This is a genomic window from Arthrobacter sp. Soil_C_60 (assembly GCF_057656375.1).
In genome coordinates this window covers 1-13,191 of the sequence record NZ_JBDGKM010000017.1, presented here as the reverse complement: position 1 = coordinate 13,191, position 13,191 = coordinate 1, and the positions used below count along the sequence as shown (strand labels likewise).

Annotated in this window: 12 protein-coding genes; 9 read left to right on the top strand and 3 right to left on the bottom strand. The window is 64.6% G+C overall.

Going from position 1 to position 13,191, the window contains the following annotated elements:
• Positions 1 to 66 precede the first annotated feature (66 nt).
• Positions 67 to 2,247, top strand: coding sequence for an elongation factor G-like protein EF-G2 (locus AC3A4M_RS21780; RefSeq protein WP_498738586.1), 2,181 nt, complete (start codon positions 67 to 69; stop codon positions 2,245 to 2,247).
• Positions 2,248 to 2,252: 5 nt separating this feature from the next.
• Here AC3A4M_RS21780 and AC3A4M_RS21775 read toward each other — a convergent pair whose 3' ends face one another.
• A complete protein-coding gene (locus AC3A4M_RS21775; protein WP_498738583.1) occupies positions 2,253 to 2,873 on the bottom strand; it encodes an L-threonylcarbamoyladenylate synthase in 621 nt (206 codons plus the stop codon).
• An 83-nt stretch (positions 2,874 to 2,956) separates the two neighbouring features.
• Between AC3A4M_RS21775 and ligD the strand changes: the two genes are divergently transcribed.
• Genes ligD through AC3A4M_RS21760 form a run of 3 tightly spaced genes read left to right on the top strand, consistent with a single transcriptional unit; the run spans position 2,957 to position 6,445 of the window.
• A complete protein-coding gene (gene ligD, locus AC3A4M_RS21770; RefSeq protein WP_498738581.1) occupies positions 2,957 to 3,976 on the top strand; it encodes a non-homologous end-joining DNA ligase in 1,020 nt (339 codons plus the stop codon).
• Positions 3,977 to 3,987: 11 nt separating this feature from the next.
• Positions 3,988 to 5,295 (top strand): type I glutamate--ammonia ligase, encoded by a 1,308-nt coding sequence (locus AC3A4M_RS21765; RefSeq protein ID WP_498738579.1) that lies wholly within the window; start codon positions 3,988 to 3,990, stop codon positions 5,293 to 5,295.
• Entirely contained in the window at positions 5,285 to 6,445 is a 1,161-nt protein-coding gene (locus AC3A4M_RS21760; RefSeq protein WP_498738577.1) for an amidohydrolase family protein, read from the top strand. Before AC3A4M_RS21765 ends, AC3A4M_RS21760 begins: the two co-directional genes overlap by 11 nt.
• A gap of 30 nt (positions 6,446 to 6,475) precedes the next feature.
• Here the strand turns inward: AC3A4M_RS21760 and AC3A4M_RS21755 are convergent, their stop codons facing one another.
• Entirely contained in the window at positions 6,476 to 6,835 is a 360-nt protein-coding gene (locus AC3A4M_RS21755) for a nuclear transport factor 2 family protein (protein ID WP_498738576.1), read from the bottom strand.
• Positions 6,836 to 7,031: 196 nt separating this feature from the next.
• Here AC3A4M_RS21755 and AC3A4M_RS21750 point away from each other — a divergent pair, with 196 nt between their 5' ends.
• From AC3A4M_RS21750 to AC3A4M_RS21740, 3 genes are read left to right on the top strand one after another with little or no spacing between them, the layout of a single operon-like run.
• Positions 7,032 to 8,222, top strand: coding sequence for an inorganic phosphate transporter (locus AC3A4M_RS21750; RefSeq protein WP_498738650.1), 1,191 nt, complete (start codon positions 7,032 to 7,034; stop codon positions 8,220 to 8,222).
• Positions 8,219 to 8,443 (top strand): hypothetical protein, encoded by a 225-nt coding sequence (locus AC3A4M_RS21745; RefSeq protein ID WP_498731934.1) that lies wholly within the window; start codon positions 8,219 to 8,221, stop codon positions 8,441 to 8,443. The genes AC3A4M_RS21750 and AC3A4M_RS21745 overlap by 4 nt, the downstream gene beginning before the upstream one ends.
• 22 nt (positions 8,444 to 8,465) lie before the next feature.
• Positions 8,466 to 9,038 carry a dihydrofolate reductase family protein gene (locus AC3A4M_RS21740; RefSeq protein WP_498738574.1) on the top strand — a complete coding sequence of 191 codons (573 nt, stop codon included), beginning with the start codon at positions 8,466 to 8,468 and terminating at the stop codon, positions 9,036 to 9,038.
• A 26-nt stretch (positions 9,039 to 9,064) separates the two neighbouring features.
• Here AC3A4M_RS21740 and AC3A4M_RS21735 read toward each other — a convergent pair whose 3' ends face one another.
• Positions 9,065 to 9,547, bottom strand: coding sequence for a hotdog fold thioesterase (locus AC3A4M_RS21735; RefSeq protein WP_498738572.1), 483 nt, complete (start codon positions 9,545 to 9,547; stop codon positions 9,065 to 9,067).
• On the opposite strand from AC3A4M_RS21735, the gene polA reads away from it, so the two are divergent.
• Both polA and AC3A4M_RS21725 read left to right on the top strand, forming a co-directional pair.
• Positions 9,546 to 12,317 carry a DNA polymerase I gene (gene polA, locus AC3A4M_RS21730; RefSeq protein WP_498738570.1) on the top strand — a complete coding sequence of 924 codons (2,772 nt, stop codon included), beginning with the start codon at positions 9,546 to 9,548 and terminating at the stop codon, positions 12,315 to 12,317. The genes AC3A4M_RS21735 and polA overlap by 2 nt on opposite strands.
• 103 nt (positions 12,318 to 12,420) lie before the next feature.
• Positions 12,421 to 13,173: a DUF8692 domain-containing protein gene (locus AC3A4M_RS21725; protein WP_498738569.1), complete on the top strand. Its 753-nt coding sequence runs from the start codon at positions 12,421 to 12,423 to the stop codon at positions 13,171 to 13,173.
• Positions 13,174 to 13,191: the final 18 nt, after the last annotated feature.

Here is a 13,191-nt window from a genome sequence, read left to right as displayed (position 1 = left end):
TGTCGAATCTAAGGACAGGGGATGGGCAAAGGCGGCTGCGGCTAGGTGAGGGCTAGGGGAGATGTCATGTCGGTAAAAGGCACCAACGGTCCGGGGAAGGGACCCGGGCGGGCCGCGACGGCGCTGCGGCGGGTGGACGGCACCACGCCGATGCACGCCGAGCGGCCGGGGGAGATCCGCAATGTCGCGCTGGTGGGGCATTCGGGGGCAGGGAAGACGATGCTTGCCGAGGCGCTGCTCGCTGCCACCGGAGCGATCGCGAGAATGGGTTCCATTGCCGACGGGACGACGGTCAGTGACTCGGATCCCGCGGAGATCCACCAGCAGCGATCGGTGTCGCTGTCCGTGGTTCCGGTGGTTTTCAGCGACGTCAAAGTGAACCTGCTCGATACGCCCGGCTACGCGGACTTCATCGGCGAACTGCGGGCCGGACTGCGCGCTGCGGATGCTGTGCTGTTCGTGGTGTCGGCCGTGGACGATATCGATGCGGCCACCATCGCACTATGGAACGAGTGCGAAGAAGCCGCAATGCCCCGGGCCGTGACGATCAGCCGGCTGGATCATCCCCGGGCCGATTACGCCCGGGCGCTCGCAGCTGCCCAGCAGGCATTCGGCGAGGCCGTCCTGCCGCTCTACCTCCCGGTGGGGGCCGGCGGAACGTTCGTAGGGTTGCACGGGCTGCTCTCAGGTACGGTGTCGGAATACCCGGCCGGGGAGGTGCAGCCTGTCCAACGTGCCGTAACCGAGGACGAACTTGCCGCCGCGGAATCCGCCCGAGGTGCGCTGATCGAGGGGATCATCGCCGAAAGCGAGGACGAGACGCTGATGGACCGCTATCTCGGTGGTGAGCAGATCGCCGAGGAGACCTTGGTCGCGGACCTGGAGACCGCCGTCGTCCGTGGTTCCTTCTTTCCGGTCATTCCGACCTCCGCTGAAACAGGCGTGGGGACGGCCGAGCTGCTCCGGGTGCTCGTCCAGGCTTTCCCCTCGCCGGTTGAACGTGACCTGCCGGCGGTGATGAACCTCTACGGGAAGCCGGCCCGGGCGCTGGATTGCGACCCTGCTGGTCCGCTCGCGGGCGAGGTGGTGCGCACCAGCACCGATCCATTTCTGGGTCGGGTCTGCCTGGTGCGCTTGTTCTCCGGCACACTACGCGAGGACACCGCTATCCACGTGAGCGGGCACGGTCTGGCCGAGCGGGGCCACCAGGACCATGACAGCGACGAGCGGGTCACGCATCTGCATGCTCCGGTCGGGTCGGCGCTGCAGGCCGTACCGTTCGCCGTGGCGGGGGATATCTGCGCGCTGACCAAGGTCGGCAACGCCGAAACCAGCGACACGATCTCGGCCAAGGACACGCCTTTGCTGATCGAACCGTGGTCCATGCCGGAACCGCTGCTGCCGGTGGCGGTCGAGGCCGCGTCGCACGCTGATGAAGACGCCCTTGGCCGCAGCCTGGCGAAGGTGGCATCGGGGGATCCGACGCTGCGGGTGGAGCGCAACGCCGAGACCGGCCAACTGGTGCTGTGGTGCATGGGTGAAGCCCACGCGGACGTAGTGCTGTGGAGGCTGGCCGACCAGGGCGTCCAGCTGCAGACGGTCAACGTCATCACACCGCTGCGAGAGACCTTCGCCGAGCCAGCCAAGGGGCATGGGCGGTACGTCAAGCAGTCCGGCGGCCACGGCCAGTTCGCCATCTGCGACATAGAAGTTGAGCCCCTCGGACGCGGGGCAGGGTTCGATTTTGTCGACAGGATCGTCGGGGGTGCGATCCCCGGGCAGTTCATTTCGTCGGTGGAGAAAGGCCTTAGGGCACAGCTGCTCAAGGGCGTTTCCGCGGGGTTCCCGGTTGTGGACATCCGCGTGACGCTGGTCGGCGGCAAGGCGCACAGCGTCGACTCCTCGGATGCCGCCTTCCAGTCCGCCGGGGCGCTGGCTTTGCGTGAGGCTGCGGCGGCGGCACGCATCCAGCTGCTGGAACCGGTGTCCGCCGTGACCGTCATGGTGCCGGACGAATACGTCGGCGCCGTCCTCAGCGACTTGTCGTCCCGCCGCGGCCGGGTGACAGGAACGACGTCGGTGGGCGGCGACCGTACTGAAATCAGCGCCGAAGTGCCGGACGAGGAATTACTGCGGTACGCCATCCAACTTCGCTCGCTGACCGCAGGCACCGGCAGCTTCCGGCGCGACTACCTGCGGCACGAGCCGGTGCCTTCCACTGTGACGCCGGCAGCTGTGGGCGCCTAAGACCCCTACTCGAACCGGGAGGGATCGCCCATGCCGCGCCGGACAACCGCGGCGCCCCCGCCCGAGAAGTCGATCACGGTGGTCGGCTCGGCACCGCAGTCCCCGGAGTCCACCACGCCGTCGACAACGTGTTCAAGGCGTTCCTTGATTTCCCACCCCTGCGTCAACGGCTCCTCCTGGCCGGGAAGCAGCAAAGTGCTGGAGAGCAGCGGTTCGTTGAGCTCGGCCAGGATCGCATGGACTACTTTGTTGTCGGGAATGCGGACTCCCACGGTTTTCTTCTTCGGATGCAGCAGCCGGCGCGGAACTTCCTTTGTCGCCGGCAGGATGAAGGTATAGCTGCCAGGCGTGACCGACTTGATGCTGCGGAAGACGTCATTGTCGATCAGGACGAATTGACCGAGCTGGGAAAAATCCTTGCAGACCAGGGTGAAGTGGTGCTTGTCATCGAGCTGGCGGATGGTGCGGATCCGCTCCAGCGCCTCCTTGTTGCCCAATTGCGCGCCCAGCGCGTAACAGGAATCCGTGGGGTATGCGATCAGCCCGCCCGACTGCACCAGGTCGACGATCTGCCCGACGGTGCGCGGTTGTGGGTCCTCAGGATGAACATCAAAGTATCTCGCCATGGAACGAGCTTACGGACCAAGGGCGTCAGATGCACTCGCCGGAAGTGGGTGACGGCCGCCGTGGTTGTCGGTATGTTGTTCCCATGGCCAGCGAAGCAACGACGCTCACGGTTGAGGGACCCCACGGCGAGCGGGAAATGCGCATTTCCAGTCCCAGCAGAGTGTTATGGCCCGAACTCGGCCTGACGAAGCTGGATCTCGCCCGGTACATCGCCGACGTGGGCGAGGCGTTCGTCGCCGCGAACGGGGACCGACCCGTCTCCCTCCAGCGGTTTCCGGAGGGGATCGACGGCGAAATGTTCTTTTCGAAGAACCCACCCAAGGGTGTGCCCGAATTCGTGCGGTCCGTGAAGGTGGTGTACCCCAGCGCCAGATCGCACCCCCAGCTTGTTATCGATGAACCTGCCGCCGCCGTCTGGGCAGTGCAGATGAACACGATCGTCTTCCACCCCTGGCCCTCGCGCTCCGGGAACTCGGACAATCCGGACCAGCTGCGCATCGACCTCGACCCGCAACCCGGGACCGACTTTGATGACGCCGTTCCTGCGGCCCTGGAACTTCGATCGGTACTCGCCGAAGCCGGACTGACGGCCTTCATCAAGACGTCGGGCAACCGAGGGCTGCACGTGTTCGCACCGATCGAACCCACCCGCGAGTTCCTGGACGTACGCCACGCGGTGATTGCCGCCGCCCGCGAACTGGAACGCCGCATGCCGCAGCAGATCACCACCAATTGGTGGAAGGAAGAACGCGGCCAGCGGGTGTTTGTGGATTTCAACCAGGCCAACCGGGACCGGACCATGGCCGGTGCCTATAGTCCGCGGGCCTTGGCCCATGCTCCCGTTTCCTGTCCGCTCGAGTGGGACGAGCTGGAAACGGCGGACCCGAAGCAATTCACTATCGCCACGGTTCCTGACCGGCTCAGGACCACCGGCGATCCGTGGGCGGACATGCACGCCAGTCCCGGCACTATCGACGTGCTCTTGAAATGGTGGGAGCGAGACCTGGCGGCAGGGCTCGGTGAGATGCCGTTCCCGCCCGATTACCCGAAGATGCCGGGTGAGCCTCCGCGGGTGCAGCCGAGTCGGGCGAAGAAAAGCTAGCGGCATCCGGGATGGCTGCGAACGAGCTGGCGTTCATTGCCACGAACGATCTGTGCGCGACCACCCGGGGCCGTTCAATGCCGTTGCCGGAACTGGATATGGAAACAGGCTGTGGCTGGGTTCCGGCAAATCTGGGCGTGCACGCTTTCGGGCAAATAGCCCGGGACAGTCCGTTCGATGCCACCGGTGATCTGCGGTTGATTCCGGACGAGCACTCGCTAACACGGATCGCCGGGATACCCGGCAGACCGCCGATCACTGTGGTTCTTGCGGATATCACCCGTATGGACGGCTCCGAGTGGCCCTGTTGCCCGCGCACCTTCCTGCGACGCGCCATCAGGGATCTCAGGGAGGAAACCGGACTGAGCATTTTTGGCGCGTTCGAGCACGAATTCATGCTGGTGACCGACGAAGCGCCGGAACCACCTATGTCCCTGCAGGCCATGCTCCGGGCCGAACCGTTAGGGACCGAACTGGTGGGAATCCTCGCGGCTGCCGGGCTGCAGCCTGAGAACTGGCTCGCGGAGTACGGCGCCCACCAGTACGAGATCACGGTCAAGGCCAGCGATGCCTTGACCGCCGCCGATCGCGCGGTGCTGCTGCGTGACATCGTTCGGAATCTTTTCCATGCGGTTGGTAAGCGTGCCAGCTTTGCGCCGCTGCTGGATCCGGACAGTGTGGGAAACGGGGTCCATGTCCATTTCAGCCTGAGGGACCTGGACGGCAGGCCCGTGATGCATGACATCACCCGGCCAGGCGGTCTATCGGCAGCGGCGGGAGCCTTCGCCGCCGGAATCATCCGCCATGCCCCGGCGATCGTCGCTTTCACCGCCGCCAGCGAAGTCTCCTACCTGCGGCTGGCACCCCACCGATGGTCAGCCACCCACGCGTTTCTGGGCAACCACAACCGCGAAGCCATGATGCGGGTGTGCCCCACCATCCAGACGGGTGGCCGGACGCCGGCGTCCCAACTGAACCTCGAGTTCCGGGCCGGAGACGCAACCGGCAACCCCTGGCTGGTCATGGGGCTGCTGATCCGGGCCGGATTGGAGGGAATCCGGCAACGGTTGGAAGCACCGGCCATTCTGGACCGCCCCGTGGAAGAGTTCAGCGACAAGCAGCTAACGGCCGCAGGTATCGCGCGGCTGCCGGCGTCATTGCCGGACGCACTGCGGCATCTCGGCTCGGACCAGGTTGTCCGCAAGTGGTTTTCCGCCGACTTCCTGAAGGTATTCCAAGCCGTCCGGGAGGATGAACTCCGCCTGCTCGACGGTCTGGACCCTGCAGCAAAGTGCAAGCTATACGCCGATGCCTATTGATCCTGGGGATGGGCTGGACGGCGGTGCCCTGATGGACGGCGTACCGCTCATCGACCACCACTGTCATGGCGTTGTCAGCGCTGACCTGGACCGGGCATCTTTCGAAGCCCTGGCGACCGAATCGAACTGGCCCGCCCCTAAGGGCAAAACTACCTTCGACTCGCAGCTCGGCTTCGCCATCCGCCGCTGGTGCGCGCCCGTGCTGGACCTTGAGCCGCACGCCAGCCCGGAGGCTTACCTCGAGCAGCGCTCGCGGTTGGGCGCCGGCAACGTGAACCGGCTCCTGCTCAGCGCCTCCGGCATCAGCACCTTCCTCGTCGACGCCGGGATTCGAGAAGACTCGCTGACCTCGCCGGAGCAAACCGCGGCTTTGGGCGGCGGCAACTCAGGGGAGATAGTCCGGCTGGAACGCCTTGCCGAACAGATCACCGAGCAGGGCACCACTCCGTCGTCGTTCATTGCCGATTTTGAGCTGGCCCTGGAAACAGCGGCCAAGGATGCCGCAGGGCTCAAGTCCATTGCCGCATACCGTTACGGCTTGGATTTTGAACCCGCCGCGCCTTCAGAGCACGAGGTCCGGGAGGCGGTGGGCAGGTGGCTGGGCAGGCAGAATCCGGAAGCCGGCGGGATGAGGCTGGATGAGCCCGTCCTGTTGCGTCACATCCTTTGGGCCGGTCTGAAGCTGGGCAAACCGATCCAGTTCCATGTGGGCTACGGTGATGCCGATGTGGACTTGCTTCGCTGCAATCCGCTGCAGCTGACAGGGTGGCTCAGGGCCACGCGGGAATCCGGCGTGCCGATGATGCTGCTGCACTGCTACCCGTACCAGCGCGAGGCCGGCTATCTGGCGCAGATTTTTCCGCACGTCTACGTGGACGTCGGTCTGGCGGTGAACCACACAGGTTCCCGCTCGGCAGCGGTCATCGCCGAATCCCTCGAGCTGACCCCCTTCCACAAGGCATTGTTCTCCACCGACGCGCTGGGTCTCGCGGAACTCTACTACCTGGGTGCCGGCCTGTTCCGACGCGGTTTGGCACGGACAATCGCTCAGTGGATTAACGACGGCGATTGGTCCCGCCGCGATGGTGAACGCGTCGCCCGGATGATCGGCCATGAGAACGCCGCACGTGTCTACGGAACCGAGCCGTAGAAATGCGTGTCGGGGTCGCGGAGCAACTGGTTAGGAAGGGTTGCTCTGGTCCATCCACCACTCGGTGAAGGACCGGGCCCTGCCCTCGGCCGTTAGCTTGATCACCCACAGGTTGCTGTAGGTCGGCCCGTCCCGGTAAACCGTCGTGCCCTGGATGATGGCCACGTCCGGGGTAGAGACCAGTTCGGACCATTCGAAGGCTGTCGTGCCGGCTACATCTTTCTTCTCCAGCCAGCCGGCCACGATCTCTTCGTGTCCCCGCCAGGGTACCGCCCACGGATCGGTCCGGTACTCGGCGTCGTCGGTGAACAGCGCGCGGATATCATCAGGTTGATTTGATTCCCAAGCCCGCCGGTATCCCGCGATCCATGCCTCAAGATTGCCGCTCATGGACCAGTTGTACTGCCCGCGGCGTCGCGCCACAAGCCCAAGGATCCGCTGCTTCCCTGACCTATGGTGGCCGGACCGTGTTTGTCGCCGCTCCGGCGGCATCTACAATCGGTAAGCGCCGCACCCGCAACTGAACCAATCATGACCCGCGGGTGAACGGCAGATGAACTTTCCCGCTGACCAGATTGGGCACCAGGTGGATCTCACCTTAATGGTCGTGCTTGTCATAGCACTGGCCTTGTTCTTCGACTTTACGAACGGCTTTCACGACACGGCGAATGCCATGGCAACCCCCATTGCCACCGGTGCCATCAAACCCAAGGCTGCGGTCCTGCTGGCGGCCATCCTGAACCTCGTGGGCGCCTTCCTGTCCACCGAGGTGGCCCAGACCATCTCCGGCGGGCTGATCAGGGAAGGCGAGGGCGGAATCCAGATCAGCCCAGTCATGATCTTTGCCGGCCTGATCGGGGCCATCGTGTGGAACATGATCACGTGGCTGCTGGGGCTGCCGTCGAGCTCCTCGCACGCCTTGTTCGGCGGCCTGATCGGCGCCGCCATCGTCGGTGCCGGACTCGCCGCGGTGGACTACGGCGTCGTTGTCTCCAAACTTCTGCTGCCGGCCGTGCTAGCGCCGCTGATCGCCGGCACCGTGGCCTACCTCGGCACCAAGCTGGCGTACGCCATTACCCGGCGGCAGGGAAGTTCGGCTGCGCCCAAACGAGGCGGCTTCCGCTTTGGACAAATCTTCTCCTCGTCGCTGGTGGCGCTGGCTCACGGTACCAACGATGCCCAGAAAACCATGGGCGTCATCACCTTGGTACTGATTGCCGGCGGCTTCCAGACGGCCGGCAGCGGCCCGGTTTTCTGGGTGATCGCCGCCTGCGGCCTGGCCATCGCCCTGGGCACCTACTCCGGTGGCTGGCGGATCATCCGCACCATGGGCTCGGGGCTGACCGAGGTGAAGCCGGCGCAGGGTTTCGCCGCCGAGACCTCCACCGCGTCAGCCATTCTGGCGTCGTCGCACTTGGGTTTCGCACTCTCCACCACGCAGGTCGCTTCCGGCTCCGTGATCGGCTCCGGGCTGGGCCGCAAAGGGGCCACGGTGCGCTGGAACACCGCGGGCCGGATCGGTATCGGCTGGCTGCTGACTCTTCCTGCCGCTGGCGGCGTCGGTGCACTGGCTGCGTGGGTGGCCCACCTCGGCGTGGCGGGCATCATCATCGACGCAGTCGCGGGAATCCTGATCATCCTCGGAATGTACGTCGTTTCCCGACGGTCCAAGGTCGGCCATGACAACGCCATCAGCGACGTGGACCAGGCAGGCGAGGTAGTCAAGATCAAGCGCAAACGCAAGAAAAAGAAGGACCGGCTGGAGGCAGGACAATGAGTATCGACTGGTTTGCTTTTGTTATTGTCGCCGTCGCCACGCTGGTGGCTTCCATGATCGTGGTCGGGTTTTACGGGCTGGGCGTGCGACTGCTGGCGGTGGCCACGGACGCCGTTCCAACGCGGCAGCCCGTGGTTCGGCTGGGCGCATATGCCTGCTTTGCGGTGTGCGTTGCCGCCGTGCTGTACGGCATCTATCTGATCGTGCCTGCTTTTCACTGACGAACCGGGCTAGCATGAGCCCATGGCACGCACGCTCTACTACGTTGCAAGCTCGCTGGACGGGTACATCGCCGACGAAAACGACAAGCTGGACTGGTTGTTCCGGTTTAACGACGCCGAAGGCGTGGCGGACACCTACAGGTCATTCATCGCCGGGATCGGCGCCATTGTCATGGGCTCCCAGACGTACAAGTTCATTCTGGACCAGGGCGGCGCCGAGGCCTGGGAGTACGGAGAGATGCCCACCTGGGTCTTTACGCACCACGAGCTGCCGGGCATTGCCGGCGCGGACATCACCTTTGTCCGCGGGGACATCTCGCTGTTCCATGCGACCATTGTTGCCGACGCCGGGGACAAGGACGTCTGGGTGGTCGGCGGTGGTTCCCTGGCCGCGCAGTACCTGGACGCCGGGCTGCTGGACGAGTTGATTGTCACATACGTGCCGGTCGCCATCGGCCGGGGAAAGAGCCTGCTGCCCGTGGGCTCGGCGACGGAACCTGCCCAGCTGCTTGGCTCGCGGACCCTGGGCGCCGGCATGGTGGAGCTAAGCTACCGCTTCACCGCAGCCGGTCCCGCAACCGAAGCGGACCAGTAGACGCGGGTTTAAACGTTGTTCCTGCTTTACGCGTTGTCCCTGATCATGTTGGTGATGCGGGCGGTGGAAAGCCGGCGCCCCTGGTCGTCGGTCATGACCACTTCGTGGACCGTCAGCGTCCGGCCCAGGTGGATGGCGGTGGCCGTACCGGTCACCAGCCCCGCGGCCGCGGCACGGTGATGGGTAGCACTGACTTCGATGCCCAGCGCGTGCCGGTCAGGTCCGGCATGGATAGCAGCGGCGAAGGATCCGAGGGTTTCGGCCATCACCGTGTGCGCGCCTCCGTGCAGGATCCCGGCCACCTGCGTATTGCCCTCGACCGGCATGGTGGCAACCATCCGCTCCGCGCTCATGTGCGAAAAAACGATCCCCATTTTCACCACCAAGGCACCGACGCCCATATGCCGCAGCCACGGACGCAGCTCCACGGGTACCCCTGCGGAAACAAGCTCGTCAGTCAAGTCCGGTGCTGCCGCCGGAACCGCTTCCGGTGTGAAATTGTCGCTCATGGGAACTAGGCTGGCACCTGTGAGTGAAACTAACAAACCGGTGTCCCCAACCGGCGATACGCTGACGGCCACGGCCGCAGCCCCTGAAGAAAATTCCAGCCAGGAACGAAAGCGGCTGCTGGTCATCGACGGCCATTCCATGGCATTCCGCGCGTTCTACGCCCTGCCGGCGGACAAGTTCTCCACGGATACCGGGCAGCACACCAATGCTGTCTACGGTTTCACTTCCATGCTGCTGGTCATGATCCGCGAACACAAGCCGACGCACGTGGCGGTGGCCTTCGACCTGGACACCCCCACGTTCCGGGACCAGGAATACAGCGAATACAAGGGCGGCCGGAGCAAGACCCCGCAGGAATTCCATGGCCAGGTGGACCTGATCATCAAACTCATGGAGGCAATGCGGATCCCCACCATCTCCATGGACGGGTTCGAGGCCGATGACATCATCGCCACCCTTGCCACACAGGGCGAAGCCGCCGGTTGGGATGTGCTGGTGGTCTCAGGTGACCGGGATGCGTTCCAGCTCATCACGGACAACGTGACGGTGCTCTACCCGAAGAAGGGCATCAGCGACATCCCGCCCATGGACGCCGCAGCTGTGGAGGCCAAGTACTTTGTGTCCCCGGCCCGCTACTCGGATCTGGCGGCGCTCGTTGGCGAGACCGCGGACAATCTTCCCGGCGTGCCGGGCGTGGGGCCGAAGACGGCCGCCAAGTGGATCAACCAGTATGGCGGTCTGGACGGCATCCTGGAGAATCTGGATTCCATCGGTGGCAAGGTCGGTGACGCCCTCCGGGCCAGTGTCGATGACGTCAAGCGCAACCGCCGGCTCAACCACCTGCTGAGGGACATGGACCTGCCGGTCAACTTGGAAACCATGCTCCTGCAGCAGCCGGACCGGGATGCCATCGAGGAACTCTTCGATGCGCTCCAGTTCAACACACTGCGCAAGCGGCTGATCGACACCTTTGGCGGCGAAGAGCAGGTCGAGGACACCGAGGTCCACGCACCGCAGCACGTGGTTCTGACAAACGAGAAGGAACTGGACGACTGGCTCGACAGCACGAACCAGCTCCCGGTTGCCGTGCAGCTGGTCACCGAGCAAACCACAGCAGGGGACGACGCCGTGGGGCTGGCCCTGGTAAGTCCCTCGGCTGCCGCTTACGTTGCCTTTGAGGGCCTCGACGCCGACGCCGAGCGCCGGCTCGCCGAGTGGCTGGAGGATCTGGATGCGCCCAAGGTCATCCACGATTTTAAGTCGGCCTACAAGCTGCTCTCCGTCCGGGGCCTCGAGCTGGCGGGCGTCGTTGATGACACGGCGATCTCCGCGTATCTGATCCAGCCGGACCGCCGCAACTACGATCTGGCCGACTTGGCCCAGTACCACTTGAAGCTGTCGGTAGCATCGGCGGTGTCGTCCGGTGGCGGCCAGTTGGAGCTGAGCCTGGGCGAAGACGATGTGGCGGCTCCCGCCGTCGCAAAAGCATTTGCCTCGCTCGAACTGAGCGAACACTTTGCCGGCCAGCTCATCGAACGCGGCGCGAACCAATTGCTGGCGGGGCTGGACCTGCCGCTGTCCTGGGTGCTTGCGCGGATGGAACTGGACGGTATCGCCGTCGCCGTGGACAAGCTGGACGGCCTGCTGGACGGCTTCAGCTCCACCATCAATGCCGCCAGTTCGGAAGCTTTCCGGATCATCGGCAAGGAGATTAATCTCGGGTCGCCGAAGCAGCTCCAGACCGTCCTGTTCGACGAGCTGGAACTGCCCAAGACGAAGAAGATCAAGACAGGCTATTCCACGGATGCGGACGCGCTGAATGATCTGATCGCCAAAACGCAGCATCCGTTCCTGGTGCAGCTGCTGGCCTACCGGGATGCCAGCAAACTCAAGCAGACGGTTGAAGGGCTGAAAAAGTCCGTGGCCGAGGACGGCCGCATCCACACCACGTACGCGCAGACGGTGGCGGCGACCGGGCGCCTGTCCTCGAACAACCCGAACCTGCAGAACATCCCCGTCCGTTCCGAAGAAGGCCGCCGCATCCGCGAAGTCTTCATCGTGGGGGAGGGCTACGAAACGCTGCTCACGGCGGACTACTCGCAGATCGAAATGCGCATCATGGCGCACCTCTCCGGCGACGAGGGACTGATCCAGGCCTTCCGCCAAGGCGAGGACCTGCACAGGTTCGTCGGCGCCCACATCTTCGGCGTGGCCCCGGAAGAGGTCACCAGCGAGATGCGCGCCAAGGTGAAGGCGATGTCCTACGGCCTGGTGTACGGCCTGAGTTCCTTCGGACTGTCCAAACAGCTGAAGATTTCGGTCGACGAGGCCCGGACGCTGATGAAGGACTACTTCGCGCGGTTCGGGGCAGTACGGGATTACCTGCGCGGCATCGTCGAGCAGGCACGCAAGGACGGTTTCACCTCCACGATTGAAGGCCGACGCCGCTACCTGCCGGACCTGAACAGCGATAACCGCCAGCTTCGCGAGATGTCGGAGCGCGCTGCGCTGAACGCGCCTATCCAGGGTTCGGCCGCGGACATCATTAAGAAGGCAATGCTCGGGGTCGATGCCGGGCTCAGGGCCCAAAAACTGTCCTCGAGGATGCTGCTGCAGGTGCATGACGAACTGGTACTCGAGGTCGCCCCGGGGGAGCGCGAGACTGTGGAGAAGCTGGTGCGGGAGCAGATGGCGGCAGCGGCCGAGCTGACTGTTCCGTTGGACGTGTCGGTCGGTGTCGGCAGCAACTGGAACGAAGCCGGCCACTAATCCGGATAGCTGAAGCCGGCCGCTTGCGCCGGCTTCAGCGGTGCTGTCAGCACCGGGCCGATTAGGGGCTGCGGCTCTCATTTTTGTCTCATTTACTGCCGGTATGGTTTCCCTGATCGTTGAAGCCGGCTACGCCAGGAGAATTGAATTGCTTTTCGGCCAACAGCCGCCTGCCCGCGCGGCCGTCCGCTTCCTTCTGCTGGTTACAGCCCTCATCATGGCGCTGTTCATAGCCGTGTTCGCCCTCCACTACGTGATCCCGTTGGACGAAGCGAAGGAATTCGTGGACATCGGGGCGGAGGCAAATCTGCCTACCTGGTGGAACTCCGCGCTGCTGTCCCTGGTGGGGGCGCTGGCCGCAACATCCGCGCTGACTGCGCACGGCAGGACACGCTTCTCCTGGACGGTTATAGCAGCGGCAGCCGCGTACTTGAGCCTCGACGAAGCCGCCCGGCTGCACGAGCGGCTCGCCCGGCCGCTCCTGGCGACAGGACTAGACACCCCGACCTACCCCTGGCTCGCGCTGGGTGCGGTCGTCGGGATTGCCGGTACCACTGTGCTGATCTTCGCCGGGCGGTCGCTGCCCCGGGACACGGGACGGCGCCTCGCCCTGGGGCTGGGCTGCTACGGTGCTGGCGCGCTGGGTGTCGAAGCGTTCAACGGCTGGATCCGTCAGAACGGCCCCGATTACGTCTTCTCCGCGGGCTTGATCCTGGAGGAAGGCCTGGAGATGCTCGGCTGCATCATCGCTGCCGGCGCCATCGCTGATTACCTCGCGCGGCGGCTGCAGCGGTCCCGGGGTCCCCGGGGAATCATGTCAAGATGCCCGCTTCGATTGATTCGTGGAATCATCTGATTTTGCCCGGATAGCAGG

What these genes read in the sequence shown, in the direction of transcription:
- AC3A4M_RS21780 (WP_498738586.1), top strand. Translation starts at nt 67, where the DNA reads ATGTCGGTAAAAGGCACCAACGGTCCGGGGAAGGGACCCGGGCGGGCC.
- AC3A4M_RS21775 (WP_498738583.1), bottom strand. Translation starts at nt 2,873, where the DNA reads ATGGCGAGATACTTTGATGTTCATCCTGAGGACCCACAACCGCGCACC.
- ligD (WP_498738581.1), top strand. Translation starts at nt 2,957, where the DNA reads ATGGCCAGCGAAGCAACGACGCTCACGGTTGAGGGACCCCACGGCGAG.
- AC3A4M_RS21765 (WP_498738579.1), top strand. Translation starts at nt 3,988, where the DNA reads ATGGCTGCGAACGAGCTGGCGTTCATTGCCACGAACGATCTGTGCGCG.
- AC3A4M_RS21760 (WP_498738577.1), top strand. Translation starts at nt 5,285, where the DNA reads ATGCCTATTGATCCTGGGGATGGGCTGGACGGCGGTGCCCTGATGGAC.
- AC3A4M_RS21755 (WP_498738576.1), bottom strand. Translation starts at nt 6,835, where the DNA reads ATGAGCGGCAATCTTGAGGCATGGATCGCGGGATACCGGCGGGCTTGG.
- AC3A4M_RS21745 (WP_498731934.1), top strand. Translation starts at nt 8,219, where the DNA reads ATGAGTATCGACTGGTTTGCTTTTGTTATTGTCGCCGTCGCCACGCTG.
- AC3A4M_RS21740 (WP_498738574.1), top strand. Translation starts at nt 8,466, where the DNA reads ATGGCACGCACGCTCTACTACGTTGCAAGCTCGCTGGACGGGTACATC.
- polA (WP_498738570.1), top strand. Translation starts at nt 9,546, where the DNA reads ATGGGAACTAGGCTGGCACCTGTGAGTGAAACTAACAAACCGGTGTCC.
- AC3A4M_RS21735 (WP_498738572.1), bottom strand. Translation starts at nt 9,547, where the DNA reads ATGAGCGACAATTTCACACCGGAAGCGGTTCCGGCGGCAGCACCGGAC.
- AC3A4M_RS21725 (WP_498738569.1), top strand. Translation starts at nt 12,421, where the DNA reads ATGGTTTCCCTGATCGTTGAAGCCGGCTACGCCAGGAGAATTGAATTG.